Origin of the sequence: Prosthecobacter sp. (assembly GCF_014879935.1) — a bacterium.
Lineage (GTDB): Bacteria > Verrucomicrobiota > Verrucomicrobiia > Verrucomicrobiales > Verrucomicrobiaceae > Prosthecobacter.
The window spans coordinates 1-24,724 of sequence record NZ_JACSRD010000207.1 but is presented as its reverse complement, the minus strand read 5'-3'; the positions used below and the strand labels follow the sequence as shown (position 1 = coordinate 24,724).

The 24,724-nt window shown below is 60.5% G+C and carries 16 protein-coding genes; 14 read left to right on the top strand and 2 right to left on the bottom strand.

Annotated elements, in window-relative coordinates; all coding sequences use genetic code 11:
* Positions 1-338 precede the first annotated feature (338 nt).
* Positions 339-1,757, top strand: a complete 1,419-nt coding sequence (gene rpoN / locus IAE77_RS23225; protein WP_294231896.1) for an RNA polymerase factor sigma-54 — start codon at positions 339-341, stop codon at positions 1,755-1,757.
* A gap of 9 nt (positions 1,758-1,766) precedes the next feature.
* Here rpoN and IAE77_RS23220 read toward each other — a convergent pair whose 3' ends face one another.
* Positions 1,767-2,597 (bottom strand): AraC family transcriptional regulator, encoded by an 831-nt coding sequence (locus tag IAE77_RS23220; protein ID WP_294231894.1) that lies wholly within the window; start codon positions 2,595-2,597, stop codon positions 1,767-1,769.
* Between the two features lie 102 nt (positions 2,598-2,699).
* Here IAE77_RS23220 and IAE77_RS23215 point away from each other — a divergent pair, with 102 nt between their 5' ends.
* The 12 genes from IAE77_RS23215 to IAE77_RS23160 all read left to right on the top strand — a co-directional run bounded on the left by IAE77_RS23215 (position 2,700) and on the right by IAE77_RS23160 (position 22,162).
* Positions 2,700-3,662 carry a 3-hydroxy-5-phosphonooxypentane-2,4-dione thiolase gene (locus IAE77_RS23215; RefSeq protein ID WP_294231893.1) on the top strand — a complete coding sequence of 321 codons (963 nt, stop codon included), beginning with the start codon at positions 2,700-2,702 and terminating at the stop codon, positions 3,660-3,662.
* Between the two features lie 112 nt (positions 3,663-3,774).
* The gene (gene dhaL / locus IAE77_RS23210; protein WP_294231891.1) at positions 3,775-4,401 is read left to right on the top strand and encodes a dihydroxyacetone kinase subunit DhaL; all 627 of its coding nucleotides are present in this window, start codon (positions 3,775-3,777) and stop codon (positions 4,399-4,401) included.
* Positions 4,402-4,414: 13 nt separating this feature from the next.
* Positions 4,415-5,254, top strand: a complete 840-nt coding sequence (locus IAE77_RS23205; RefSeq protein WP_294231890.1) for an alpha/beta hydrolase — start codon at positions 4,415-4,417, stop codon at positions 5,252-5,254.
* Between the two features lie 179 nt (positions 5,255-5,433).
* Entirely contained in the window at positions 5,434-6,750 is a 1,317-nt protein-coding gene (locus IAE77_RS23200; RefSeq protein WP_294231887.1) for an AAA family ATPase, read from the top strand.
* The gene (locus IAE77_RS23195; protein WP_294231885.1) at positions 6,750-7,499 is read left to right on the top strand and encodes a hypothetical protein; all 750 of its coding nucleotides are present in this window, start codon (positions 6,750-6,752) and stop codon (positions 7,497-7,499) included. Before IAE77_RS23200 ends, IAE77_RS23195 begins: the two co-directional genes overlap by 1 nt.
* A 4-nt stretch (positions 7,500-7,503) precedes the next feature.
* Positions 7,504-10,299 carry a DEAD/DEAH box helicase family protein gene (locus IAE77_RS23190; protein ID WP_294231883.1) on the top strand — a complete coding sequence of 932 codons (2,796 nt, stop codon included), beginning with the start codon at positions 7,504-7,506 and terminating at the stop codon, positions 10,297-10,299.
* 183 nt (positions 10,300-10,482) lie between these two features.
* Positions 10,483-14,226, top strand: coding sequence for a family 16 glycoside hydrolase (locus tag IAE77_RS23185; RefSeq protein WP_294231881.1), 3,744 nt, complete (start codon positions 10,483-10,485; stop codon positions 14,224-14,226).
* Between the two features lie 78 nt (positions 14,227-14,304).
* Positions 14,305-15,081: a DUF1080 domain-containing protein gene (locus tag IAE77_RS23180; RefSeq protein WP_294231879.1), complete on the top strand. Its 777-nt coding sequence runs from the start codon at positions 14,305-14,307 to the stop codon at positions 15,079-15,081.
* Positions 15,082-15,156: 75 nt separating this feature from the next.
* Positions 15,157-16,860, top strand: coding sequence for an Eco57I restriction-modification methylase domain-containing protein (locus tag IAE77_RS23175; RefSeq protein WP_294231877.1), 1,704 nt, complete (start codon positions 15,157-15,159; stop codon positions 16,858-16,860).
* Position 16,861: 1 nt separating this feature from the next.
* Positions 16,862-17,602 (top strand): PaeR7I family type II restriction endonuclease, encoded by a 741-nt coding sequence (locus tag IAE77_RS23170; RefSeq protein ID WP_294231875.1) that lies wholly within the window; start codon positions 16,862-16,864, stop codon positions 17,600-17,602.
* A gap of 70 nt (positions 17,603-17,672) precedes the next feature.
* Positions 17,673-20,318, top strand: coding sequence for a c-type cytochrome (locus IAE77_RS23165; protein ID WP_294231873.1), 2,646 nt, complete (start codon positions 17,673-17,675; stop codon positions 20,316-20,318).
* A gap of 389 nt (positions 20,319-20,707) precedes the next feature.
* Positions 20,708-22,162: a DEAD/DEAH box helicase gene (locus IAE77_RS23160; protein ID WP_294231870.1), complete on the top strand. Its 1,455-nt coding sequence runs from the start codon at positions 20,708-20,710 to the stop codon at positions 22,160-22,162.
* 20 nt (positions 22,163-22,182) lie between these two features.
* Here the strand turns inward: IAE77_RS23160 and IAE77_RS23155 are convergent, their stop codons facing one another.
* Positions 22,183-23,421, bottom strand: coding sequence for a hypothetical protein (locus tag IAE77_RS23155; RefSeq protein WP_294231867.1), 1,239 nt, complete (start codon positions 23,419-23,421; stop codon positions 22,183-22,185).
* A gap of 168 nt (positions 23,422-23,589) precedes the next feature.
* Between IAE77_RS23155 and IAE77_RS23150 the strand changes: the two genes are divergently transcribed.
* Positions 23,590-24,534 carry a ThuA domain-containing protein gene (locus tag IAE77_RS23150; protein WP_294231865.1) on the top strand — a complete coding sequence of 315 codons (945 nt, stop codon included), beginning with the start codon at positions 23,590-23,592 and terminating at the stop codon, positions 24,532-24,534.
* Positions 24,535-24,724 lie beyond the last annotated feature (190 nt).

Below are 24,724 nucleotides of genomic sequence, written 5' to 3'. Positions count from 1 at the left end.
TCGCCATCCACGTCCAGCAGCTCCGGCTCCTTCCTCAAGGGCCGCAAAACTGGCAAGACTGGCCGCGTCATCAGTCCCTATCCCCCCTACAAAGAGCTCGATGTGACAGGCCTGGAAAGCGGCTCCCTCGCGCTCGATCCGACGACGCAGAAGGTGTTTGAGGTGCCTTGAGAAAGGCACTGCCAGTGGAGCCCTCGCGAAGCCCGGCATCGCCGCCGGGCTTCTTATTTTAATGCCAGCAATCGCACAATTTCCGATTTCAAAAAGGAAATCCTCGTCTGGCCTGATGCCTGCTTGAGGTTCAACACCGACAGTGCTTCGCTGTCGCACAACCATTCATGGCCGACCAGGGACTCCACCAGATTCAGACGCAGAAGCTCGCCATCGGGCCGCAGATGCAGCAGAGCTTGCAGATCTTGCAGGCCCCCACTCTGGAGCTGCGCCAGATCATCCAGCAGGAGATCGAGGTGAATCCCGTCTTGGAGCTTGAGGCTCCTGAAACCTCCATCGAAGACGCCATTCCGGATGATCCGGACGACCGCAGTGTCGATGATGGTGACATCGACGCCCTCACGCAGATGGATGAGGAGTGGCGCGAGTACTGGCAGCAAAGCCGCCAGCAGACCGCCACCCGCCGCAGCGATGACCAGGAGCGCTGGCAGTTCATCATGGACTCCATCGTGGCGCCCACCACGCTGCAGGAGCACCTCCTTTCCCAGCTTCACACCGCCGAGGTGAAGCCTCAGATCGCCAAACAGGTGGAGTTCCTCATCGGCAATCTCGATGACCGCGGCTTCCTCAACACCAAGATTGACGATCTGAGCCTCCATCATGCGATCCCCATCGATGAACTGCAGAAGGCCAAGAAGCTTCTGCAAAGCTTCGACCCTGTCGGAGTTGGCTCGGAAGACTTGCGCGAGTGTCTGCTCGTCCAGCTTGAACGTCTCGGCAAAAAGCAAAGCCTCGCGTGGCGCCTGGTCGATCAATACATCGACGACCTTGCCAACAAGCGCTACCCCATCCTCGCACGCAAACTCGGTGTGCCGCTGGAGCAGATCTCACGTGCCGCCGACTTCATCAGCACGCTCGATCCGCGCCCTGCGCAACGCTTTGCCGTCTCCAACAACAACTACGTCACCCCAGACGTCGTCGTCGAACGACAAGGCGGCGAATGGATCGCCGTCATGACCAATGACGACCTGCCACATCTCCGGATCAGCAACACCTACAAGGACCTGCTCGCACAGCCCGGCAACAACGGTGAGGTCCGCAACTACGTGCGTGACAAGATCCGCAGCGGGAAGTTCCTCATCCGTTCGATCCATCAGCGGCAGCAGACGATCCACCGCATCGCCACGCAGATCCTCAAATACCAGCGGGAGTTCCTGGAGAAAGGCACCAGCTTCCTCCGCCCCCTGAACATGGCCACGGTGGCCGATGAAGTCGGGGTTCACGAGACGACTGTCAGCCGTGCCATCGCCGGAAAATACATCGCCACGCCCCATGGCGTGTTCGACATGAAGTTCTTCTTCTCCCATGGCGTGAAGACCGAGTCAGGCGATGACTTGAGCAACACCAGCGTCAAAAACGCCATCGCTGACCTCATCAAGACCGAGGCAAAGCACAAGCCGCTCAGCGACGACAAACTCGCCAAACTGCTCGACAAACAGGGCATCAAGGTCGCGAGGCGCACTGTCGCAAAGTATCGCGAGGCGCTCAGCATTCTGCCCAGCCACCTGCGCAAATCATTCTCGTGATCGGCTCGCTCAAAGGCTCTCTTCCCGATACGCCGCTGGCGACGCGTTCCGATACTGCCTCAGCATCCGGCTGAAGTAGTGGCGGTTCACGAGGCCGCAGGTTTCGGCGATGGCCTCGATGCTGTCGTCGGTGTGGCGGAGGAGGCGGCAGGCTTCGTCGAGGCGGTAGTCGAGCAGGATGCGCATGGGCGGCTGATTCACCTCCTCTTTGAAGAGATGGTTCAAATTGCGCACGCTGAGTCCGGCATGACGGGCGATCTGATCAGCGGTGAGCTTCAAGCCGAGATGCTGGTTCATGAATTCCATCGCGCGAAGCACGCGTGCATCGAGCCGCTGCTGCTCCCACACGCTGGCGGGCAGTTTTTTCACGAACTCGCTCACGAGCTGGATGCTCACCCATGGAAATCGCACGCTTTGTGGCTTCGCGCCGAGTTTGATGAGTTCGTTGAGCATCGTCTTGTGCGCCGCGGTGGCGGAAAACGCGTAAATGCCCGGCGAAGCGCGATCCGCTGCCGGACCGAGGTTGAAATGGCAGTACCATTTGCTGAACGGCCGTCGCGTCGTCGTGCTGAAGGTCGTGCGTGGCGGAATCAGATACACGGTGCCCGGTTTCAGCACAGTGCTCACGCCGTCGATCTCCACCACGCCGCCGTCCTGCATCGGCCAGTAAAGCCGCCAGTAGGGATCATTCAGCCGGCGCAGCTCCCATTGCTGGAGCTCGATTTTGCGCGTGGTGAGGATGTCCACCGTTACCCCCGGCAGCGCCACGCTGCGATGGCCCTGCACGCGATGCGCCGACCCGACGGGCACGACACTGAGGATGGCGGAGGTGTTGGACATGGCTTGTTTGCGGGATCAGACACAACTCTGGCCGATGCAGGCATGGAAGGCAAGCCGCGTGTGGCTATGCGTCAAAACTCCACTCACCCAACCCACACGACCATGGCCGACATCTCCACCTCCGCTGCTGACAAAAAGGAAAAAGAATACTTCACGAGCACTCCTCAGGAGACGCCGGGCTTCTTCCTCAAAGGTTCCCACCAATACGATTGGGGTCTCAAGAACCGCCTCAGTCAGGTTTTCAATCCCAAGGACGGCCGCACCGTGATGCTCGCTTTTGACCACGGCTACTTCCAAGGCCCTACCACCGGCCTGGAGCGCGTCGATCAGACGATTCTGCCTCTCGAACCCTACGCCGACTGCCTCATGCTCACGCGTGGGATTCAGCGCAGCCTCATTCCGGCCTCGACTCGCAAGGCCATCGCTCTTCGCGCCTCCGGCGGCACCTCGATGGTGAGCCAGTTCGAGGAGTGGGAAGGCGAAATCGATGGCAAAAAGGCCAAGTTTGGCCGCCCCGGCTTCGAACCGCTCTCCAATGAGTCCACCGCGCTGAACATCGAAGAGGCCATCCGCCTCAACGCGAGCGTTTTGGCCGTGCAGGTCTTCATCGGCAGCGCTTACGAGCGGCAGAGCCTGAAAAACCTCACCGACCTCGTCGATGCGGCTTCGCGTTACGGCATCGCCGTCATGGGCGTGACCGCCGTAGGTCGTGCGATGGCCCGCACGCCGCAGTATTTCCGCCTCGCCACCCGCATCATGGCGGAGCTCGGAGCGAACGTGGTGAAGTGCTACTACACCGACACGGAGTTCGACACCGTGACCTCCTGCTGCCCCGTGCCGATCGTGATCGCCGGTGGCAAGAAGCTTCCGGAACTTGATGCGCTGAGGATGTGCTACAACGCCATCCAGCAAGGCGCGAACGGCGTGGACATGGGCCGCAACATCTTCCAGAGCGATGCGCCGATCAGCATGATGCAGGCCGTTCGCGGCGTGGTGCATGAAGGCCTGACGCCTGCGCAGGGCTTCCAGATGTACAACGACCTCAAGGCCGCCGGAACGAAGTAAACCTGCGGCGGCGGGGCCATGGAGTGATGGAGTTTTGGAGTAATGTCCCAATCCACCACTCCATTTCTCCAATACTCCACCACTCCATCTCTTCTCCACTCCCCCGACCTCCATGGAACTCAAACCGAACCAAGTCCGCCTCATGATGCTGAAGGTGGCAGATGCCATCATCGAAGCTGAACCCATGCTCTCCCAGGCCGATCGCGATCTCGGCGATGGCGATCACGGCCTCGGCATGAAACGCGGCATGGAGGCTGTGAAGGTCCAGTTGGAGAAATTGGAGCCCACGACGGTCGAGCAGGTTTTTGTGACCACCGGCACGGCGATGATGACGAGCATGGGCGGAGCCTCGGGAGCCATTTTCGGCACGCTTTTCCGCGCCGGAGGCAAAGCACTCTCCGCAGCGGGTCGCTTCGATCCGCCGGATCTGCCGCTTTTCTTTGAAGCGGCCGCTGAAGGCATCATGAAGCGTGGTGGAGCCAAACCGGGCGACAAGACGATACTCGACGCTCTCGTCCCTGCGGCCGAAAAAGCCAAGGAAGTGACGAATTTGCCGCTGCCGGAGGCTTTGGCCGCCATCGCCGCTGCGGCGGAAGCGGGCAAAGAGGCCAGCAAGGCCATGATCGCCCAATTTGGCCGTGCGAAGACGCTTGGTGAGGCCTGCGTCGGCTTTCCAGACGCGGGCGCGTGCTCGGTGGTCGTGATGCTGAATGCGATGCGCGATTTCGTGCAGTCGTGACGTTTCACGGCGCATGAGCCGTTCTCTCCTCGCGCTATTGTTTGCCGTTTCCGCCTCCGCCGTCACGCCGGAGGTGCATCGTGACCTCTTTTACACGGAGGCTAAGGACAAGCTGCAATCGCTCGACGTGTATTCTCCGCCCGAGGGCAAGGATCATCCCGTCATCGTGTGGATTCACGGCGGCGGCTGGTCGAAGGGCGACAAAGCCTCGCTGCAGCAGAAACCGCAGGCGTTCGTGGACAAAGGATTCGTGCTCGTGTCCGTGAACTACCGCCTCGTGCCCGCGGTGACCGTGAAGGACATCATGGCCGATCTCGCGCAATCCGTGCGCTGGGTGCGTGACCATGCCGCCGAGCATCGCGGCGATGCCAATGCGCTCATCATCATGGGCCACTCCGCTGGAGCCCATCTCGCCGCGCTGCTTTGCACCGATGATCGCTACCTCAAAGCCGCCAACGTGCCCATGACCAGCCTCAAAGGCTGTGTCCCGCTCGATGTCTCCGCCTACGACATCCCCAAACGCATCCACGACGTCGATGACGGCATCTCCAAGACCTTCAAGACCATCTTCGGCCAGGACGAAGCCGCGCAGCTCGACGTGTCGCCCGTGCATCACGTCGCCAAGGACAAAAACATCCCGTCCTTCCTCATTCTGCACGTCGCCTCTCGCGAAGACACCAAAGCCCAAGCCCACTGGCTCGCCGGTAAACTCACCGCATCCAGCATCCCCGCCCGCGTCGTCGCCGCCGAAGGCAAAACCCACGGCACCATCAGCACCGACCTCGGCGGTGCGGACGATCAACCGACGCTCGAACTGTGGAAATTCCTCCGCGAAGTGACGGGCAGGCCTTGAGGAAGGTTTGGTTTCAATAAGAACGAGGAATTAAAAGTGGCGGATTCAATTCTTGGCAAAGTCGCCCCACCGATCCTCGGCGGGGAGAAGTGTCGTCCTCGACGTTGGTGAGTAAAAGGTTGTCGGAACCCCGGTGATATGCTGGAGTCCATAAACGTTTTACATCCCACCTTCTCGTAATGTTCATCGATAAAATCAGCCTGAGCAATGTTCGTGGCTTTCGCAGCCTGGACTTTGATCTGCGCCGCCCAGACGGCAGCCATGCTGGCTGGACGGTCTTCACAGGCGACAACGGCTCTGGGAAAAGCACGCTGCTCAAAGCCATCGCAATGACACTGGTGGGGCCTGATACCCGGCGGGCCCTTCAGCCAAGTCTGCATCGTTGGCTGCACGCAGGCACAAAAAAAGGCTTCATGAAGCTCGACATCAAGCCGTCAGATGACGACACGCGCTTGAGGCAAAAAGGCAACAAGATGGCTTCTGTTTTTTCCGTGCGGCTGGAGCTAACAAATGGCGGCAGACATACTGACCTCGCCCAGGAGCCTGAGTTTGACTCCAAGAACAAGCGCAAACCCTCGCGTGCCGAGCGCACGATCTGGGCCGCTGGCGCTGGAGGCTGGTTTTCTTGCGGTTACGGTCCGTTCAGACGCGTGTTTGGGGCTTCTGCGGAAGCCACCGAGATCATGGCTGAACCGGTGACCGCTCGTTTCGCCACCATGTTCCAGGAGGCCGCGTCTCTGGCTCGTGCGGATCGCTGGCTCAAAGAGCTGGATCACAAGGCTCTCAGGGAACCTGCGTCAAAAGAGAAGGTGCTGCGCGACGATTTGATCACCCTGCTTCAAGATAAGTTCATGCCAAACGGCATGAGAATCGAACGTGTGGACGAGCAGGGGCTATGGCTCGTGGACCGTAATGGTGTAGAACTCTCTTGGGACGAGATGAGTGATGGCTACCGCTCTGCGTTAGCGCTGCTCGTGGATATTGTGCGTCATTTGACTTTTGCCCATGAGGACAAAAAGCTCAGCCGTCTGATCGAAAAAGATGCAGATGGACATTGGTGCATCAAAAGCAGTGGCGTGGTTCTCATCGACGAGATCGACGCCCATCTGCATCCCGAGTGGCAGCGAGAGATCGGCTTCTGGTTAAAGCGTCATTTCCCGAACATCCAGTTCATCGTCACTTCTCACAGCCCTATCATCTGCCAGGCTGCGGATGAGAACGGATTATTTGTCCTGCCTGAGCCGGGAAGTGGACGCGAGCCTCGTCGGCTTGAGCATGAGGAATACCAAAAAATCATCGCCTCCCGCTCGGATACGATTCTCCGCACTTCTGCATTCGGCCTTGAGAGCACCCGTTCTCCCCGTGCGGTCGAGATCCTGGCCGAGCATTCCCGGATGGTGGCAAAACGGCGTGCCATGGGAAAACTGCCCTCAGGTGATCAAGCCAGGATGCGGCAGTTGGAGCTTTTCGCCCGCCAAGTTGAGGAGGAGCTGTAATGCGACGTCTCCGGCGAAAACCACTACCCAAAAAAGCTGCCGAGAAGCTCAAAAAAGAGCAGCAGACAGCAGCGGCTTTGCGTCGGTCCAAGACTCTTGATGTCGATAAGACATGGAGCCGTTCCCGACGGACCAAGCCTCTCAAATCAGTCTTTCAAGTGCTCAAGCTGATGGCTGGCAGCAGGGAACGCTGCATGTACTGCGGTGACTCTCAGGGCACAGACATTGAGCATTTTTGGCCGAAGGCCAAATACCCGGCACGAATGTTTCGGTGGCCGAATCTCCTGCTCGGCTGCACCTCCTGCGGAAGAGATTACAAAGGCCAGAAATTCCCATTGTCCAACAAACGGAAACCCCTCCTCGTTGATCCAACATCCGACGACCCATGGGATCACCTCGATTTTGACCCGGCGACTGGGAATTTAGCTCCTCGCTACGACTCGAAAGGAAACCCAGAGGCCAAAGGCGAACAGACGGTTGACGTTCTCGGACTCGATGGCCGCCGCGAGTCGCTCGCACTCGGCTATAAAAGGTCCTTCAAACGCATTCGGGATCGTATTCTGCAAATAATGACTGCCCAGAATCTGGATGTAAGTCTGCTGATCACTCAACTGCGTGAAGATGATGAGCATGGAGTCCTCGGCTGGTGTTTTCGCGGTGCTGGTATGAACGAAGCCCCATTCTCTGACTTTCGGCAAACTTACCCAGTTGAGTGGGCTGCATGCAGCAAAGCATTTCGCTTTGATTGAAACCATGTCCGTCACCAACCAGTCCAGCCCGGCGGAGAAGATCGCGCTCTTTCGCTCGCTGTTTCGGGGGCGGGAGGAGGTGTATGCGCTGCGGTTTGAGTCTGTGAAAACGGGACGAGCGGGATATTCGCCGGTGTGTGGGAATGAGTGGGTGCGTGGGGTTTGTGAAAAGCCGAGGATCAAGTGCGCGGACTGTGCGCATCAGAAATGGCTGCCAGTGACGGATGAGGTCATCAGGCGTCATCTTTCGGGCTTGGATGAGCGCGGGCGGAGTTTTGTAGTGGGCGTGTATCCGATGCTGCTGGATGAGAAGTGCTTCTTTCTGGCGGTGGATTTTGATGAAGGAGACTGGGCGGTGGATGCGCGGGCGTATTTGGAGACGTATGAGAGGCTCGGTGTAGCGGCGGTGCTGGAGAGGTCACGCAGCGGGCAGGGCGGGCATGTTTGGATGTTTTTCGCGGAAGCCATTCCGGCGGCGCTGGCGCGGAAACTCGGGGCGCATGTGCTGACAGAATCGATGGAGAGCAGGCCGGAGGCGGGACTGAAATCATATGATCGCTTCTTTCCGAACCAGGACACGCTGCCGCGCGGCGGATTTGGCAATCTGATCGCGCTGCCGCTGCAAAAGAAGGCGCGGGACACTGGTAACAGCGTGTTTGTCGATGAGAAGCTGGAGCCGCATGAGGATCAGTGGGCATTTCTCTCGGCGGTGCGGCGCATGACGAAAACCGAGGTGGAGAAGATCGTGCGCGAGGCGGAGGGACGCGGGCGAATCGTCGGTGTGCGCATGGTTTCGGCGGAGGATGACGATGAGCACGCGGCTGAGCCTTGGAAGCTGACACCATCGCGGCAAAAACACTCGCTCCCAGTGGGCGAGATGCCGAAGAGCATCGAGCTGGTGCTGGCTGATCAGGTTTATGTGCCGAAGAAGGCACTGCCGGCCTCGCTGCGGAATGCGCTGCTACGTGTCGCGGCTTTTCAAAACCCGGAGTTTTACAAAACACAGGCCATGCGGCTGCCGGTGTGGGACAAGCCGCGCATCATCGCCTGCGCGGAGGATCACCCGGAACACATCGGCCTGCCGAGAGGTTGCTTGGAGGAAACGCTCGATTTGTTTAAAGCTCTGAAAATCCGCGTGGAGCTGCGCGATGAGCGTTTCGAGGGAAACCAACTCGATCTGGCCTTTAGCGGGGAATTGAGGCCCGAACAGCAAAAAGCCGCTGCGGCGATGCTGAAGCATGATTGCGGCGTATTGGCTGCGACGACGGCTTTTGGCAAAACGGTGCTCGCCGCGTGGTTGATCGCGAAACGTGGCGTGAACACGCTGATTCTCGTGCATCGGCAGCAGCTCATGGAGCAGTGGGTGGAGCGATTGACGCAGTTTTTAGACCGCAAGAAGGGTGAAATCGGCCGCCTGGGCGCTGGAAAGAAAAAGCTGACGGGCCAAGTGGATGTGGCGCTGATTCAGAGCCTCGTGCGCAAAGGCGTGGTGAATGATCTGGTGGCTGGCTACGGCCATGTGATAGTGGACGAGTGCCATCATCTCTCCGCGCAGAGCTTTGAGCTGGTGGCGAGGCGTGCGAAGGCAAAATTCGTCACTGGTTTGTCCGCCACAGTGGCACGAAAAGACGGACATCATCCGATCATCTTCATGCAGTGCGGACCGGTGCGGCATCGTGTGGATGCGCGGCAGCAGGCGGCGGAGCGGCCCTTCACGCATGAAGTGCTGGTGCGGCCCACAGGCTTCATGCCCGGCGGTGAGCCGGAGGAGGACAAGCGCCTGGAATTTCAGCGGCTGTGCGATGCCGTGATGAAGTCACCTTCGCGAAATGCACAGATCATCGCCGAGGTGTTGCAGGCTGTGAAGGCGGGTCGTTCGCCTGTGGTGCTGACTGAGCGCACGGAGCATCTGGAGGTCATGGCCGCCGGATTGCGTGCGCAGGTGCCGCATGTCCTCACACTACAAGGCGGCATGGGGCGCAAATCACTCGCGGCGGCACTGGATCAGCTCAAAACGATACCGGCAGATGAAAGCCGCGTCGTCGTGGCCACCGGACGCTTTATTGGAGAAGGTTTTGATGATGCACGGCTCGACACACTCTTCCTGACGATGCCGGTATCATGGCGCGGCACCATCGCACAATACGCTGGTCGTTTGCACCGCCTGCATGCCGGCAAGAAGGTAGTGCAGGTCTATGACTACGCGGATCTCGATGTGCCGATGCTCTCCCGCATGTTCGACAAACGCTGCGCAGGCTACGAAGCCGTCGGCTACACGATCCTGCTGCCTGCGAGTGCGCTGCCCGGATGGCCTCAGGAGGTGCCGTTGCCAGTTGATCCGCAATGGAAGGCCGATTACGCCGCCGCCGTTCGCCGCTTACTTCGCGATGGCATCGACACGCCGCTGGCGCAGCTCTTTGTGCATGCGACGCGACCACCGGCTGCGGATGCCATGGGTGAGGAGCGCGCTCGTAGCGCCAGCGAGGCCTTCATCTTCCGGCGATTTGAGACGCTGCCAGCTTTGGCGGGCAAATTTCGCCTCAATGCACGCCTGCCGATCCCCTTCGATGATCGCGGCGAGATGGAGGTCGATCTGCTTTGCGAAAAAGCGAAGCTCGTCATCGAGATCGACGGCGCACAGCATCTCGGAGATACGGCAGCTTATCGCCGCGACCGTCGGAAAGATGCGCTGCTTCAAACCCACGGCTACCTCGTGCTGCGTTTCTTGGCGGATGACTTGGGGAAGGAACTGGAGAGCGTCCTGGACACGGTGTTGCGGGTGATGTCCGCAAGGCGCTGAACCCTTTTTCACTTCGATGGCTGACCAAAACATTATCCAAGAAGCGGCTCCAAACCTTCGCGGAAGCCTTTGAGCATCTCGAAGGCAGCAAGAGAAGCTCTCAGCATAGCCCACTTGCCAGATTCGACCCAGCTTCTGCTGGTAGGTTTGGTCAGAAGGTCGCGTTTAACCACGCGACCAAACATGAAACGCCTCGTTCTCCTCCTTTCCTCATTCGCCATTACTCATTCGTCATTCGGCGAAGCCGACGGCTTCAAGTCTCTGTTCAACGGCAAAGACCTTAGCGGCTGGGACGGGAATCCGGAGCTTTGGAAGGTGGAGAATGGCGAGATCGTGGGCAGGACGACGGGGCCGGAGCAGTTGAAGTACAATCAGTTTCTCATCTGGCGGGGCGGGGTGGTGAAGAATTTTGAGCTGCGGGCGAAGGTGCGGGTGTCGGCGAGCAATTCGGGCATTCAGTATCGCAGTCGCGAGTTTCCGGAGGCGGGGAAGTGGTCGGTGGGCGGGTATCAGTGTGACATTCACTCGGCCGCGCCGAACAACGCGATGGTCTATGGCGAGAAGTGGGGCGGCGTGCTGGTGCAGAACGGCCAGAGCGTGGTGATCGACCCCGAGGGCAAAAAATGGCTCGTGGGCGAGCGTGAGCCGGTGAGCGTGGACATCGCGCAATGGCATGACTACACGATCATCGCTCAGGGGAATCATCTCGTGCATCAAATCGGCGGCAAGCTGGCGATCGACCTCGTGGACTACGGCGCGAAGACGCAGTTGCTGGAGGGGATTCTCGCGTTTCAGCTTCATCGCGGCCCGGCGATGGTTTTGCAGGTGAAGGAGGTGCTGCTCAAAGAGTTGCCGGAGACTCCGGTGGTGGCTTTTGATCCAAAATTGATCGCGAACGCCAAACCAGTCGAAAAGGCGAAGAACGAGCCCAAAGCCAAACCGAAGGCCGAAGCGGCTGCGGCACCGATCAAGGCCTCTTCGGAGTGGAAATGGCTGTGGAGCGACTCACCGGACTCGAAAAGTGCGGCGCGGCTGAAGAAGGAATTCGATCTCGGCGAGGCGAAGGTGAAGGAGGCGATGCTGCGTGTGAGCTGCGACAATGGCGCGGAGGTTTTTCTCAATGGCGAACGCGTTTTGACGAATCCCGACTGGCAGCGGCCGACGCAGGCGAATGTGACGAAAGCACTGCGCAGCGGCAAAAACGAACTGCGGGCCGAGGCGACGAACAAAGGCAGCGCGGCGGGTTTTCTCGCGGTGCTGACGCTGAAGCTCGCTGATGGCAGCGAGCGTGTGATCTTCACCGACGCGTCGTGGTCTGCGGCGGCACCGGCGACGGAGGATTGGAAGCCGGCGAAGGTGGTGAACACGTATGGCAACAAGCCGTATGGCGAGATCTTTGATCGCTCGCGGCAGAAAGAGACGAACCCGACCTCGGATGAAGTCATCGCGCCGAAGGACATCAAGACGTTGCCGGGCTTCAAAGTGGAGATGCTGCACAAGGTGTCGAAAGAGAGCGAGGGCTCGTGGGTGGGCCTCACGGTCGATGATCGCGGCCGGTTGCTCGCCACGGATCAATACGGCGGCCTCTTCCGCATCACGCCGCCGCCGGTGGGCAGTGGTGACAAGGCGCAGGTGGAGAAACTCAGCGCCGAGATCAATGGCGCGCATGGTTTGCTGTATGTCTTCGACAGTCTTTACGCGCTGGTGAATGAGAAGCCGAATGTCGCGGGCCTGTATCGTCTGCGCGATACGAAGGGCACGGGCCAGTTCGATGAGAAGACGCTGCTGCGCGAGATCAAAGGCCAGGGCGAGCATGGCAATCACAGCATCACGCTCTCGCCGGACGGCAAGAGCCTCTACATCGCCTGTGGCAATGGCACCGCGCAGCCGCCGATCGAGCACACACGCGGCTCGCGGCCCTTTGCGGATGATCAAGTCGTGCCGCGCACGAGCAAAGGCGCTGAATTTTCCGACACGGAGCCGCAGGCCTTCACGTGCAAGGTTTCGCCGGATGGAAAACGCTTTGAGATGATCGCCGACGGCCTGCGCAATCACTTCGACACGGCCTTCAACGCGCTCGGCGATCTCTTCACCTATGACAGCGACATGGAGTGGGACGCAGGCACGCCGTGGTATCGGCCCACGCGGATTTATCATCTCGTCAGCGGCGGTGATTACGGCTTCCGCGAGTCATCGGGCAAACTGCTCGGCTACTGCCCGGACATCGTGCCGCCGCTGGTCGAAGTGGGACCCGGTTGCCCGACCGGCGTCGTCAGCGGACTCGGCGCGGCGTTTCCCGCGAAGTATCAGCACGCCATCTATGCCTGCGACTGGACTTACGGCACGCTTTACGCCGTCGTGCTCACGCCGAAGGGCGCTGGCTACGACGCGAAGCTGGAGGAATTCGTCTATGGCAAGCCGTTGCCGCTCACCGATGCCGTGATCGGCAAGGACGGCGCGATGTATTTCGCCATCGGCGGACGTCGCACGCAGTCGGCGCTGTATCGCGTGACGTATGAGGGCAAGGAGAGCACCGCGCCGGCCGTCGCGCCCGTCGAGACGCCGGAGCACAAGCTGCGTGTCGAGCTGGAGCGCCTGCATGAGGAAGGCACCGGCCCCGATGCCATCGACAAGGCGTGGCCGCATCTCGGTCATACGGATCGTCTCGTGCGCTACGCCGCCCGCGTGGCCATCGAGCGCCAACCGGCGAGGCTGTGGGCTGCGCGTGCTTTGAAGCAAAGCGAAGCCTGGGCGGTGATCGAGAGCGGTGTCGCGCTCGCTCGCATGGGCGGAAAAGAAAATCAGACCGCGCTGCTCGCCATGCTGAATGCACTCGACTTTGCGCAGCTCGATGCCGCGCAGCAGCTCGCGCTCGTGCGTGTGTATCAAATCAGTGTCGCTCGCAACGGCCTGCCGGAAGGTGATTCGCTCGCGAAAACCATCTCGCGGCTCGACGCGGTGTTTCCCGCGAAGACGAACGACTTGAATCGCGAACTCTCGCGCACGCTGGCGGCGCTTGGTTCATCAGAAGTCGTCGCGGAGACGATCCAGCTCATGCGCACGGCGAAGGATGATCCCATTGCGTGGCTCTCCGTCGAGCGCATGGCCCGCAACGACCGCTACGGCCCGAATTTCCTCCGCAGCGGCGACGCACGGCCCAACACGCAGCAAATCGCGTATGCGTATGGTCTGCGCTTTGCGAAGAACGGCTGGACGACCGAGCTGCGTCGCGAGTTTTTCACGTGGTTTGCCAAAACGGGCCCGTGGCTCGGCGGGAATCAGTTCCGCGGCTTCATCGACACCATTCGCAATGACGCGCTCGCCACTGTGCCGGACGCGGAGGAGCGCAAGAAGCTCGCCGTGCTCGCCACACCGACCTTCATCGCCATCAAGCCCGAGTCCATCAAACCACCGAAAGGCCCCGGCAAGGCCTACACCGTCGATGAAGTCACCGCGTTGGCCTCAAAGGTGCAAGGCGGCCGCAACTTCGATCGCGGGCGCGAGCTCTTCATCGCCGCCGCGTGCCAGGCCTGTCATCGACTCGGCAACGAAGGTGGCGGAGTCGGCCCCGATCTCACCGCCGCAGGCAATCGCTACACGCTGCGCGATCTCGTCGAGAACATCGTCGATCCCAGCAAGGTCATCTCCGACCAATATGAGAGCAGCATCCTCACGCTGAAAAACGGCAGCACCGTCATTGGCCGCATCACCGCCGACGAAGGCGGCATCCTCCAAGTCGCCACCAACCCCGCCGCCCCCGGCCAGACCACCGACGTCCGCCACGACACCATCAAAACCCGCCAAGTCTCCCCGACCTCGCTCATGCCTCCCGGTTTGATCAACGCGATGAACCCCGACGAAGTCGCCGACCTGCTCGCCTACATCCTGTCCGGCGGCGACAAGCGCGGGAAGATGTTTCGGAAGTGAGGTGGCTCCTTGCCAGATCCGACACAGCTTTTGCTGGCAGGTTTCGTGAGACGGTCGCGTTTATGCACGCGACCAACCATGAAACGTCTCATCCTCCTCTCGCTCCTTGCTTTCTCTGCCGCTTCCGCGCAGGACGGTTTTAAATCCATTTTCAACGGCAAAGACCTATCTGGCTGGGATGGCAACCCGGAGCTGTGGAAGGTCGAAAATGGCGAGATCGTCGGCAACACGACCGGGCCGGAGCAGTTGCCCTACAATCAGTTTCTCATCTGGCGCGGCGGGAAGGTCAAAAACTTCGAGTTGAAGGCGAAAATCCGCCAGAAGGGCAACAACACCGGCATCCAATACCGCAGCAGCGAAAACGCCGACAAAAAATGGTCCATCCGCGGCTACCAGTGCGACATCCACCCGAACGCGCCTTACCGCGCGATGATGTATGAGGAAGGCGGACGCGGCATCGTCTCGCAAAACGGCCAGAGCGTCGTCATCGACCCCTCCGGGGTTAAATGGCTCGCGGGCGAGCACGACCTCGTCGAGGCCGATGTGGCCGAGTGGCATGAGTTCACCATCATCGCGAAGGGAAATCACCTCGTTCACCAGATCGACGGCAAAACGACCATGGAGCTCACCGACTTCGAAGAGGCCAAACGCTCCCTCGAAGGCCTCCTCGCCTTCCAAATCCACCGCGGCCCCGCCATGGAGGTCCACATCAAGGACGTGATGATCAAAGAACTGCCCGAGGGCGGTGTGATCGACTTCGCCACGCATCCGATCCCGAGTGACGCACAGATCATTGAGGCGAAGGCTCCGAAAGCAAAGGGCAAGGCCAAGGCGAAAAAAGCGGAAGCCAAGTAGAGGGAGAAAGACGGCTGGATGTGGCGAAAGGCTTGTTGAACCAGATGGCGGACTGTAGAAGACTCGGGTTGCCCCATGGTCATCAAGAGCCGCCAGAATTCTGCACCCCATCTCGAACTCTTCGCTGCCGAAGAGTTCCTTGGTGATGCAGTGGATCGGCTGAAAAGAGCGCCTGCTGACGAACGCGGTGCCATCTTTACACGTCCTGAGGTCGCGGACTTCATGCTCGACCTCATCGGCTACACGTCAGAGCGGCCGCTCTGGCAATTCCGGCTGCTTGAGCCTTCGTTTGGTGGCGGTGAGTTTTTGCTGAAGGCAGTCGAGCGGCTGCTGGAGGCATCTCAAAAGGCCAACATCGCCGCTCGCGAGCTTGCGGCGGCTATCCGGGCGGTGGAGCTGCATCGCGATACCTTTACACAAACGCGGGAAGAACTCGCCAAGCTGCTCAGTGCCAAAAATGTGCCTGCGGGCACGGCTTCCATGCTCCTGGACGCCTGGCTGAAGAACGCAGACTTCCTACTGGAGCCATATCGCGAGCAGTTTGACTTCGTGGTGGGAAATCCGCCTTATGTGCGGCAGGAGCTTATCCCGGCAAATCTGCTCGCCGAGTATCGTCAGCGATTTGCGACGCTCTATGACCGTGCTGATTTGTATGTGCCCTTCATGGAGAAGTCTCTTGAGTTGCTGAGCGCCGAGGGCCGGATGAGCTTCATCTGCTCCGACCGCTGGATGAAGAACCGCTACGGTGGTCCGCTTCGAGCACTGATCTCCTCAGGCTATTCGCTCCGCTACTATGTGGACATGGTCGGCACAGAGGCGTTTCAGACGGACGTCACGGCCTATCCAGCCATTACGGTCATCCAACGCGGCCAGTCGGACACGAAACCACTGCTCGCGCATCGGCCAGAGGTTTCGAGAGATGCACTGCGCAACCTTCATCACCTATTCACGGGACCTGCCTCCAACTACAACGGGACGGTAAGCATGCTGGCCGCCAGCCCGCGTGGTGATGAGCCCTGGCTGCTGGAGTCCGATGCACAACCTTCGCTGGAACTTGTGCGCAGACTGGAGGCCGCTTTCCCCACCCTCGAAGAAGCAGGATGCAGCGTCGGCATCGGTGTAGCCACTGGAGCGGACAAAGTTTACATCGCTCCTTATGATGAGCTGGATGTCGAGGACGAGCGAAAGCTGCCGCTGGTCATGACAAAAGACATTCTCGGAGGTGAAGTGCGCTGGAAAGGCCTCGGTGTGGTCAACCCCTTCGAGGAAGATGGCTCTCTCGCGGATTTCGCAGCTTACCCACGGTTTGCTCGCCACATCCAAAGGCATCGTGAGACGCTGCAAAAGCGTCACTGCGCCCAAAAAGCCAACGGCTCATGGTATCGCACCATCGACCGCATCACGCCCTCTCTCACTGCGAAACCAAAGCTGCTCGTTCCCGATATCAAAGGCGAGGCAAACATCGTGCTGGAGGAAGGGAAGTTCTATCCGCATCACAACCTTTACTATATCACGAGCGAGCACTGGCCGCTCAAAGCGCTGCAACGGGTGCTGCAATCCGGCATCGCCCGTCTTTTTGTTCGCGCCTACTCGACGAAGATGCGAGGTGGTTGCCTGCGCTTCCAAGCGCAGTATTTGCGCCGCATTCGTCTTCCGCTTTGGGACAGCATCCAGCCGACGTTGCAGAAAAAGCTCTGCGATGAACGGCAGCCCGTGGATGCCCTGATTGCCAAAATCTACCAGTTGGGAACCAAAGAACTTCCACACCTGCAATCCTGACATGCCGCTTTTTCTCGCCAGTTACGAATCGATGGCCCGCAAAGCCGTGAAAGCCTTCTGGAGCGGTCGTGATGAGGCCAGGCTCAAACAAGCCGCCATTGGAAAGAGTGATCAGGGAGAGCGAGCCTCTGTGACGGCTGGCAAGAACATGAACGGCTTCATTTCGCTCATGGAGGAGCTGGTTCGCGGAAATGGCCTCAAGGCCGCTGAAATCCACCTCACACGCCGCGTGCTCACGCTGCCGGGTTTCTTCCGCCCGACCAAGCTCTGGGACATGATCATCATCCATCGTGGCATCTTGGTGGCCGCGCTGGAGTTCAAATCACAGGTGGGACCTTCCTTTGGCAACAATTGCAACAACCGCGCCGAGGAGGCCATCGGCACCGCGCATGACTTCTGGACCGCTTATCGCGAGAGAGCCTTTGGCGATGTGCCAAGGCCGTTCCTTGGCTGGTTGATGCTCGTGGAGGATGCGGAGGCATCACGTTCGCCTGTCCGCGATCACTCGCCGCACTTCCCGGTGTTTCCTGAGTTCCAAAACGCCTCGTATCTCGACCGTTACCACCTGCTCTGTAGAAAACTCATGCACGAGCAGCTCTACACTTCGGCGACAGTTTTGGCATCACCACGTTCTGCTGGCAAAGACGGTCGCTTCACCTGCCACGATGACATGACAAGTCTGAACAGCTTCGTTTCTAGCTTTGCCGGGCACATCGCGGCTACTGCTGCGAGGAAGGCTTGATTTGCCAGATCCGACACAGCTTTTGCTGGCATGTTTTGACAGGCGCGGGCGTTTAACCACGCGACCAACCATGAAACGACTGCTTTTCACCTCCCTGCTGCTCTCCGCCCTGACTTTGCCGTGCTCTTTGATGGCGCAAGACGCCAAGGCGAAGGGAAAAGGCAAAGCCAAGCCCAAACGCCCTGACGCCGTCGGGCCGGCCATCGGTGCGAATGTGGCGACGCCGGTGTCGAACATCAAGACGCTGAAGGACTTCAAGGTGGAGCTCATTTACAGCGTGCCTGGCGGCGAGCAGGGCTCGTGGGTGAACCTCACGACGGATGACGCGGGCCGCATCTACGTGAGCGATCAGTATGGCATGCTCTACCGCTTCAAAGCGCCCGCCGCAGGCCAGACGCTGAGCGCTGGCGACATCGAAAAAGTGCCCGCAGACATCCGCGGCGTGAACGGCATGCTCTTTGCCTTCGGGGCGCTGTATGTCGGCGTGAATGATTACGAGAAAAAGATCCCCAGCGGCGTGTATCGCATCACCGACAGCAACAGCGACGACATGCCGGACAAAGTGGAGATGCTGCGCGAGTTCGACGCGGGCAGCGACCACGGCGTGCATGCCATTTTGAAAACGCCGGACGGCAAGGGCCTTTACCTCATCAGCGGCAACAACGCCGTGCTCAAAGAAGGCCCGAAGGCCGGCACGCCGGACAGCTCGCCCGTCGCGAAACTGTGGGGCGATGACCACCTGCTGCCGCGCATGCCGGACGGTCGCGGCCACAACCGCCATGTCATGGCGCCCGGCGGCATCGTGTATCGCTTCACGCCAGATGGAAAGACCTTCGAGATCTTCGCCAGCGGCTTCCGCAACATCTACGACGGCGGCGTGAACCGCGCTGGCGAGCTCTTCGTCTATGACGCGGACATGGAGTATGACTTCAACACATCGTGGTATCGCCCCACGCGCATCAACCACGTCGTCAGCGGCGCGGAGTTCGGCTGGCGCAACGGCGCGGGCAAGTATCCCGAGTTCTACATCGACAACCTGCCCGCCACGCTGAACATCGGCCCCGGCTCGCCCACCGGCTGCACCTTCGGCTACGGCGCGAAGTTCCCTTTAAAGTACCAGGAGGCCTTTTACGCGCTCGACTGGAGCTGGGGCAAAATCTACGCCGTGCATCTGACGCCGAACGGCAGCACCTACACCGCCACGAAGGAAGAATTCGTCACCGGCGGCCCGCTCCCCGTCAGCGATGCCATCATCGGCAAAGACGGCGCGATGTATTTCACCATTGGCGGCCGCCGCGTGCAGAGCGGGCTGTATCGGGTGAGTTATGTGGGGAGCGAAAAGACCGAAGGCACGATGATTGCTCGGACTGGAAGCGAAGAAGCATATGCAGAAGCTGGACGCACTCTTCGTCATCAGCTCGAAGCCTTCCACGGCAAACAAGACCCGAAAGCCGTCGCCACCGCCTGGCCGCATCTCAGCAGCACCGACCGCTACGTCCGCGCCGCCGCACGCACCGCGCTGGAGCACCAGCCGCTCGCCGAATGGCAGGACAAAGCGCTCGCCGAAACCAACGTTACCGCACAGCTCGAAGCCTTGCTCGCACTCACACGCCGCACGGGCGTGTGCCCGACCCATCGGCCCGAAGGGTCCTATCAGCCCGATTCCAAATCCCGCGACGCCATCCTCGCCGCGCTGCTGAAGCACGACTTCGCCAAGCTCACGCCCGAGCAACGCCTCGGCTACGTGCGCCTCATCGAGATCGTCTTGCACCGCTTTGGCAATCCCGACGACGCCACCGTCGCCGCGATCATCGCGAAACTCGATCCCGCCTATCCCGCCGACAACTTTGAGCTCAACTGGCTGCTCACCGAAACGCTCGCCTACCTCCAGGCGCCCAGCGCCGCCGCGAAAGGCATGGCACTCATCGCCGCCGCGGAGAGCCAGGAACCGCAGATGGAATACGCACGCAGCCTGCGCTTCCTCAAAGCCGGCTGGACGCCCGAACTCCGCACGCAGCAGCTCGAATGGTTCCTGAAGGCCGCGAACTACAAAGGCGGCTCCAGCTTCGACAAATTCCTCGAATTCATCCGCAACGACAGCCTCAGCACCTTCACCGACGCCGAGAAAACGCAGTTCGCCGAGCTCATCGCGAAGAAACCCGAGCGCAAATCCGCCATCGAAAACGTCGGCGCGATGTTCGCCGGCCGCACACCGACGATGTGGACGCTCGACGAACTCAGCGCCGCCGCGAAGAACGGCATGAAAGGCCGCAGCTTTGACAACGGCCGGAAGATGTTCAGCGCCGCCGCCTGCTACACCTGCCACCGCTTTGGCAACGCCGGCGGCATGACCGGCCCCGATCTCACCGGCGCAGGTGGACGCTACAGCCCGCACGACCTCCTCGATCAAATCATCAACCCCAGCAAAGAGATCAACGAGCAGTTCGCCCCCATCGTCGTCACCAAAAACGACGGCAGCATCATGAGTGGCGTCGTCGTCAACCTCAGCGGCGACGGCGTCACCCTCAACACCGACCTCACCGACCCCAATCAGCGCGTGAACGTCGATCGCAAAGAAGTGAAGAGCATCGAACTCAGCAAAGTCTCCCCCATGCCACCGATGCTCCTCGCCATGCTCAAGAAAGACGAAATCCTCGACCTCCTCGCCTACGTCCTCAGCGGCGGAAACAAGGAGCATGCGATGTTTGGGAAGTGAAAATCGAATAGCGCGACAGCGTCGTGGAGTGCGGTGGCAAGCCTAGGCGCGACACCGCTGTCGCGAGCCAAACGGCACCCTTTGGCCTGATGAACCCTCTTCCTGCGCTCGACGGCGGTGTCGCCGCTGCAAGGTGCCCTCGCATCTCTGCCACCGCACTCCACGACGCTTCGCGCCATATTCGGCGTTCGGCTTCGTGGCGGCAGATGACGCGGTTTTCGCAGTCATGGCAGCGAAAATCGTAAAACAGCCCGCTCCATTCGGTAAAGCCTCAATTGGAGATGGTTGCATCGTGAGCGACCGACCACGGGCGGTCACCAGCTTCTGCCTGCTTCCCACCACGGCACCAAACCACTCGCATTGTCCGCATCGTTCGCGTAAGGGCGTCCATGTCCTTTCAGCCCCTAGGCCTCGACCCGAACATCCTCCAAGCCATTCAAGAAGCCGGTTACACGGAACCCACCCCCATTCAAGCCGCGGCCATTCCGGTCGTCGTCGCAGGCGGGGATGTGATCGGCATCGCGCAAACCGGCACCGGCAAGACCGCAGCCTTCACGCTGCCCATTCTGACCCGTCTGACGGCAAAGCCGGTCCCGCAGGGACAGCGCCGGCGCACGCGCGTGCTCGTGCTCGCCCCCACACGCGAACTCGTGGCTCAGATTGAGGAAAACGTGCTGGCTTATGCCAAACACCTGCCGCTGAAGATCGCGAAAGTGTATGGCGGCGTCGGCGAAAAGCCGCAGAAGGACGCCCTGCGTGCCGGCAGCGACATCGTCATCGCCTGCCCCGGTCGTCTGCTGGATCTCATGGGCCAGCGCTGCGCCGATTTCTCCCAGCTCGAATACCTCGTGCTCGATGAGGCCGACCGCATGCTCGACATGGGCTTCCTGCCCGACATCCGCCGCGTGATCAGCCAGCTGCCGAAGAAGCGCCAGACGCTGATGTTCTCCGCCACGTTGTCGAAGGAGATCGAAAGCCTCACGCACGAGTTCCAGCACTCCCCCAAGATCGTTCAGATCGGCAAACGCTCGAATCCTGCCGAGACGGTGACCCAGCTCGTCTATGAGCTTCCGAAACACCTCAAGATGGCCTTGCTCGCCCATTTGCTGGAGGATGAGAAGATGCAGATGGTGCTCGTTTTCAGCCGCACGAAACACGGCGCGGACAAGATCGCCCGCAAACTCGAGCAGGGTGGCATCAAGTGCGCCACGCTTCACGCGAATCGCTCCCAGAACCAGCGCCTCCGTGCGCTGGATGACTTCAAATCTGGCGCTGTGCGCGTCCTCGTCGCCACGGACATCGCCGCACGCGGCATCGATGTCGATGGCATCTCGCACGTGGTGAACTTCGACTTCCCGCACATCGTCGAGGACTACGTGCACCGCATTGGCCGCACCGGCCGTGCGCAGGCCATCGGCGACGCGATCAGCTTCGTTTCACCCGAGGAGTTGAGTGACCTGAAGAAGCTCGAACGCTTCATCAACCGCGGCCTCGTGCGCAAGAAGGCCGAAGGCTTCAACTACAACGCCACCCCGGGTGCTTTCGGTGACGAGTTTGCCGACCGCCCCAGAGGCCGCAATCAGCGCCAGGTGCCGCAACGCCGTCCGCAAGGCGGCCAGGGCGGAACCCGTCAGGGACAAGGGAACCAAGGCGGTGGCCGCCCCGGAGGCCAGGGAGGCAGCCGCAACGAAGGTCCAAAAGGTCAGCGTGATCAACGTTCGCACGGCCACGGTGAAAAGCGTCACGAGGGCCCGCGTCGCGAATCGCAAAACCGTCCTTCAAGTGACGCCCAGGCCAAATCCGGTGTGCGCACGCTTTGGAACCGTCTGACCGGCAAAAGGTAGCCTGTTGCGCTGCAACAGGCTCACCTGGCAAACCATCCCTTCGCCAGCGGACTCGTCGCGAAGAACTCCAGCAATTGCTTCGCGACTTTCTCACGGCCGCTGTTGCTCGGATGCGTGCCATCGCCGCCGAAGTCGTCCTGGGTGTATTTGAGGTCGTCGATCTTGCGGCCTCTTTCGCCTTCGGACCAGAGATACGGGCCCCACAGCAGCAGCGGTGATTTTTCGAGCGCGAGTTCGGCATCGCCGGCCATCTGCTTCTGAATGAGATGGCGCACGGCGAAGGCGCCTTCATACGCGTAAGGCTCCGGATTGAGGCCGGTGGTGGCGTAACCGCCGTAGATGCGGCTGGCGAGGTAGGCGATGCGCAGGTTCGGGAAGCGCTGCTTCAGATTGTTCAGCACCTTCACCGTGTCGGCCTCCAGTTGCTTGAGGTGGTCTTCCTTGCTGCCACTCGGTCCGGCGTTGGCGAGCTTCACCCACGCCACCTGGACTTGTTGCGGTGTGACTTCGGCACGTTGCAGGCGGTTCATCGCCTCGCCCCAGGGACGCCCATCCGGCGGTGCCCAGGCAGCCATGGTCTGGCCACCCTGGGCGCAATCGACGATGGTGAGCTGGCTTGATTTGCGCGGATCCTTGTCGGCGATCTGTTTGAACAAGGAGAACTCCTGCGTGGCGTTCGACATGCTGATGGAAACAAGCACGATCTTGCCGCTGTCGGACGGTTTGCCCCCGGCATCGAGCGGTTTGATCTGCGCGAGCGCCGAGCCGGCCGATTTCTTGAGCGACTCGGGCGGTTCGTTGCTGCCTTTGCCATACAAGCCGCCATCCTCGCCTTCATACTTGTCGTCAGCCGTCATGTCGGTCAGCGGCTTCATCGATTCTGGTGCCTTGCGCTGTGCTCCGGAGCCTCCACGCCCTCCCCGACGCCGGACCTCTTTCGCTTGATCGAGATACTTCTGGTCCTCATCGCTCAGTTTCTCACCCCGCTGCTCCTGCCGGAACAACTCCTGCGCCCTCCGCCAGTCGATGCCCTCTGAGGGCGGGCCGCTGTCGCCACCCTGTTTCTTCAACTGCGCTTCGCGCGCCGCCTTCGCCTTCTCGATGTAGGCTTCCTCATCTGTGGTGAGCGTGCTGCCATTCTGGCGTTTCTCAAAGAGCTGGCGTGCCTTGTTGAAATCGACGGGCGTGTCGGGCGACTGGCTGCGCAGCGTGGCCGCGCCGAGGACGGAGACCAGGGCAAGGAGGAGAGTTGGCTTCATGATGGTGGCGTGAAACACCGGCTGGCCGGTTTGGATTCGCCCGAATGTGGCGGGTGGAGGACCCGCGTCAGATGAAAAGGCTTTCATTCATCGGCCGGAGCTGCTGCAAGAGCGTCCAGGAGCTTTTCGTCTTGTGTTGCTCACGCCAACCCGTCACGCTGACCGATCATGTCCCGCTTCCACTTCCTGCTCGTCCCGCTGCTCGCCATCGCATCCCTCCACGCCGAACTCACCACTGAGCAGCAGCAGGTGCCGCTGGAACAAGCACCCGCCGACGCGAACGCCGCGAAGGTCGTGCTCATCGCCGGAACGCCGAGCAATAAGCCGGGACAGCACGAGTACTTCGCCGGTTGTGCGCTGCTGCATGAATGGTTGAAGGCCGTTCGCGGCGTCGCACCCGTGATGGTGGCGGAAGGCTGGCCGAAAAATGAAGCCGTGCTCGACGGTGCCCGCTGCGTGCTGCTTTTCATGGATGGCGGCGACAAGCATTCCTTCCTCGAACCCGCCCGCTGGGCGAAGATGCAGGCGCTCATGAAGGCAGGCACGGGATTCGTGATTCTGCATCAGGGCGTCGATTGCAAACCCGAGCGTGCGGCTGATTTCAAAGCGATGTTTGGTGCCGCGTTTCAGAGCGACATCGGCTGCCGTGGCCACTGGGATGTCGATTTCACCAGCATCCCGACGCATCCGATCCTCAATGGCGTGAAACCCTTCCCGCTGCTGAAAGACGGCTGGCTCTACAACCTCCACTTCGCCGACAAAGGCGTGACGCATCTCCTGCAATGCCCGATGCCTGACAGCAGCCGCAAGACCGCCGATGCGAAAGCTCATTCTGGCCGCGCTGAGACCGTCGCCTGGAGCTACGAACGGCCTGATGGCGGCCGCAGCTTCGGCTTCACCGGCTGCGACCTGCATGCGAACTGGGCCGAGGCCAATCAACGTCGCCTTTTGCTGAATGGCATCCTGTGGAGTGCGAAACTCGATGTGCCAGCAAGTGGCGTCGCCTCCGAAACAACGCCGGAACAACTCGCGAAAAACTGGGATCGCAAAATCTTCGCGGCGAAGCCGAAGAAGGGCGCGAAAGCGACTGCGGAGAAGGACACGAAGAAATAAGCACCAAGCGGTGCCTTCTCATCTGTCCACAGCCCCATCTGATTCGAACATGGCGGCCTGAAGGGGCGCAGGATTCAGCCCAGGGCACCAGCCCTGGGAAACCGAATGCACCGACACATTTAGGCGCTTCGCTATGCTGGGTGGGTAAAAGCTGAAGGGATTTGCAGGTCGAGACGGCCGGCCATCCAGT

Bases quoted from the DNA above. Each gene is read 5' to 3' on its own strand.
- rpoN (WP_294231896.1), top strand. From the start codon at position 339: ATGGCCGACCAGGGACTCCACCAGATTCAGACGCAGAAGCTCGCCATC.
- IAE77_RS23220 (WP_294231894.1), bottom strand. From the start codon at position 2,597: ATGTCCAACACCTCCGCCATCCTCAGTGTCGTGCCCGTCGGGTCGGCG.
- IAE77_RS23215 (WP_294231893.1), top strand. From the start codon at position 2,700: ATGGCCGACATCTCCACCTCCGCTGCTGACAAAAAGGAAAAAGAATAC.
- dhaL (WP_294231891.1), top strand. From the start codon at position 3,775: ATGGAACTCAAACCGAACCAAGTCCGCCTCATGATGCTGAAGGTGGCA.
- IAE77_RS23205 (WP_294231890.1), top strand. From the start codon at position 4,415: ATGAGCCGTTCTCTCCTCGCGCTATTGTTTGCCGTTTCCGCCTCCGCC.
- IAE77_RS23200 (WP_294231887.1), top strand. From the start codon at position 5,434: ATGTTCATCGATAAAATCAGCCTGAGCAATGTTCGTGGCTTTCGCAGC.
- IAE77_RS23195 (WP_294231885.1), top strand. From the start codon at position 6,750: ATGCGACGTCTCCGGCGAAAACCACTACCCAAAAAAGCTGCCGAGAAG.
- IAE77_RS23190 (WP_294231883.1), top strand. From the start codon at position 7,504: ATGTCCGTCACCAACCAGTCCAGCCCGGCGGAGAAGATCGCGCTCTTT.
- IAE77_RS23185 (WP_294231881.1), top strand. From the start codon at position 10,483: ATGAAACGCCTCGTTCTCCTCCTTTCCTCATTCGCCATTACTCATTCG.
- IAE77_RS23180 (WP_294231879.1), top strand. From the start codon at position 14,305: ATGAAACGTCTCATCCTCCTCTCGCTCCTTGCTTTCTCTGCCGCTTCC.
- IAE77_RS23175 (WP_294231877.1), top strand. From the start codon at position 15,157: ATGGTCATCAAGAGCCGCCAGAATTCTGCACCCCATCTCGAACTCTTC.
- IAE77_RS23170 (WP_294231875.1), top strand. From the start codon at position 16,862: ATGCCGCTTTTTCTCGCCAGTTACGAATCGATGGCCCGCAAAGCCGTG.
- IAE77_RS23165 (WP_294231873.1), top strand. From the start codon at position 17,673: ATGAAACGACTGCTTTTCACCTCCCTGCTGCTCTCCGCCCTGACTTTG.
- IAE77_RS23160 (WP_294231870.1), top strand. From the start codon at position 20,708: ATGTCCTTTCAGCCCCTAGGCCTCGACCCGAACATCCTCCAAGCCATT.
- IAE77_RS23155 (WP_294231867.1), bottom strand. From the start codon at position 23,421: ATGAAGCCAACTCTCCTCCTTGCCCTGGTCTCCGTCCTCGGCGCGGCC.
- IAE77_RS23150 (WP_294231865.1), top strand. From the start codon at position 23,590: ATGTCCCGCTTCCACTTCCTGCTCGTCCCGCTGCTCGCCATCGCATCC.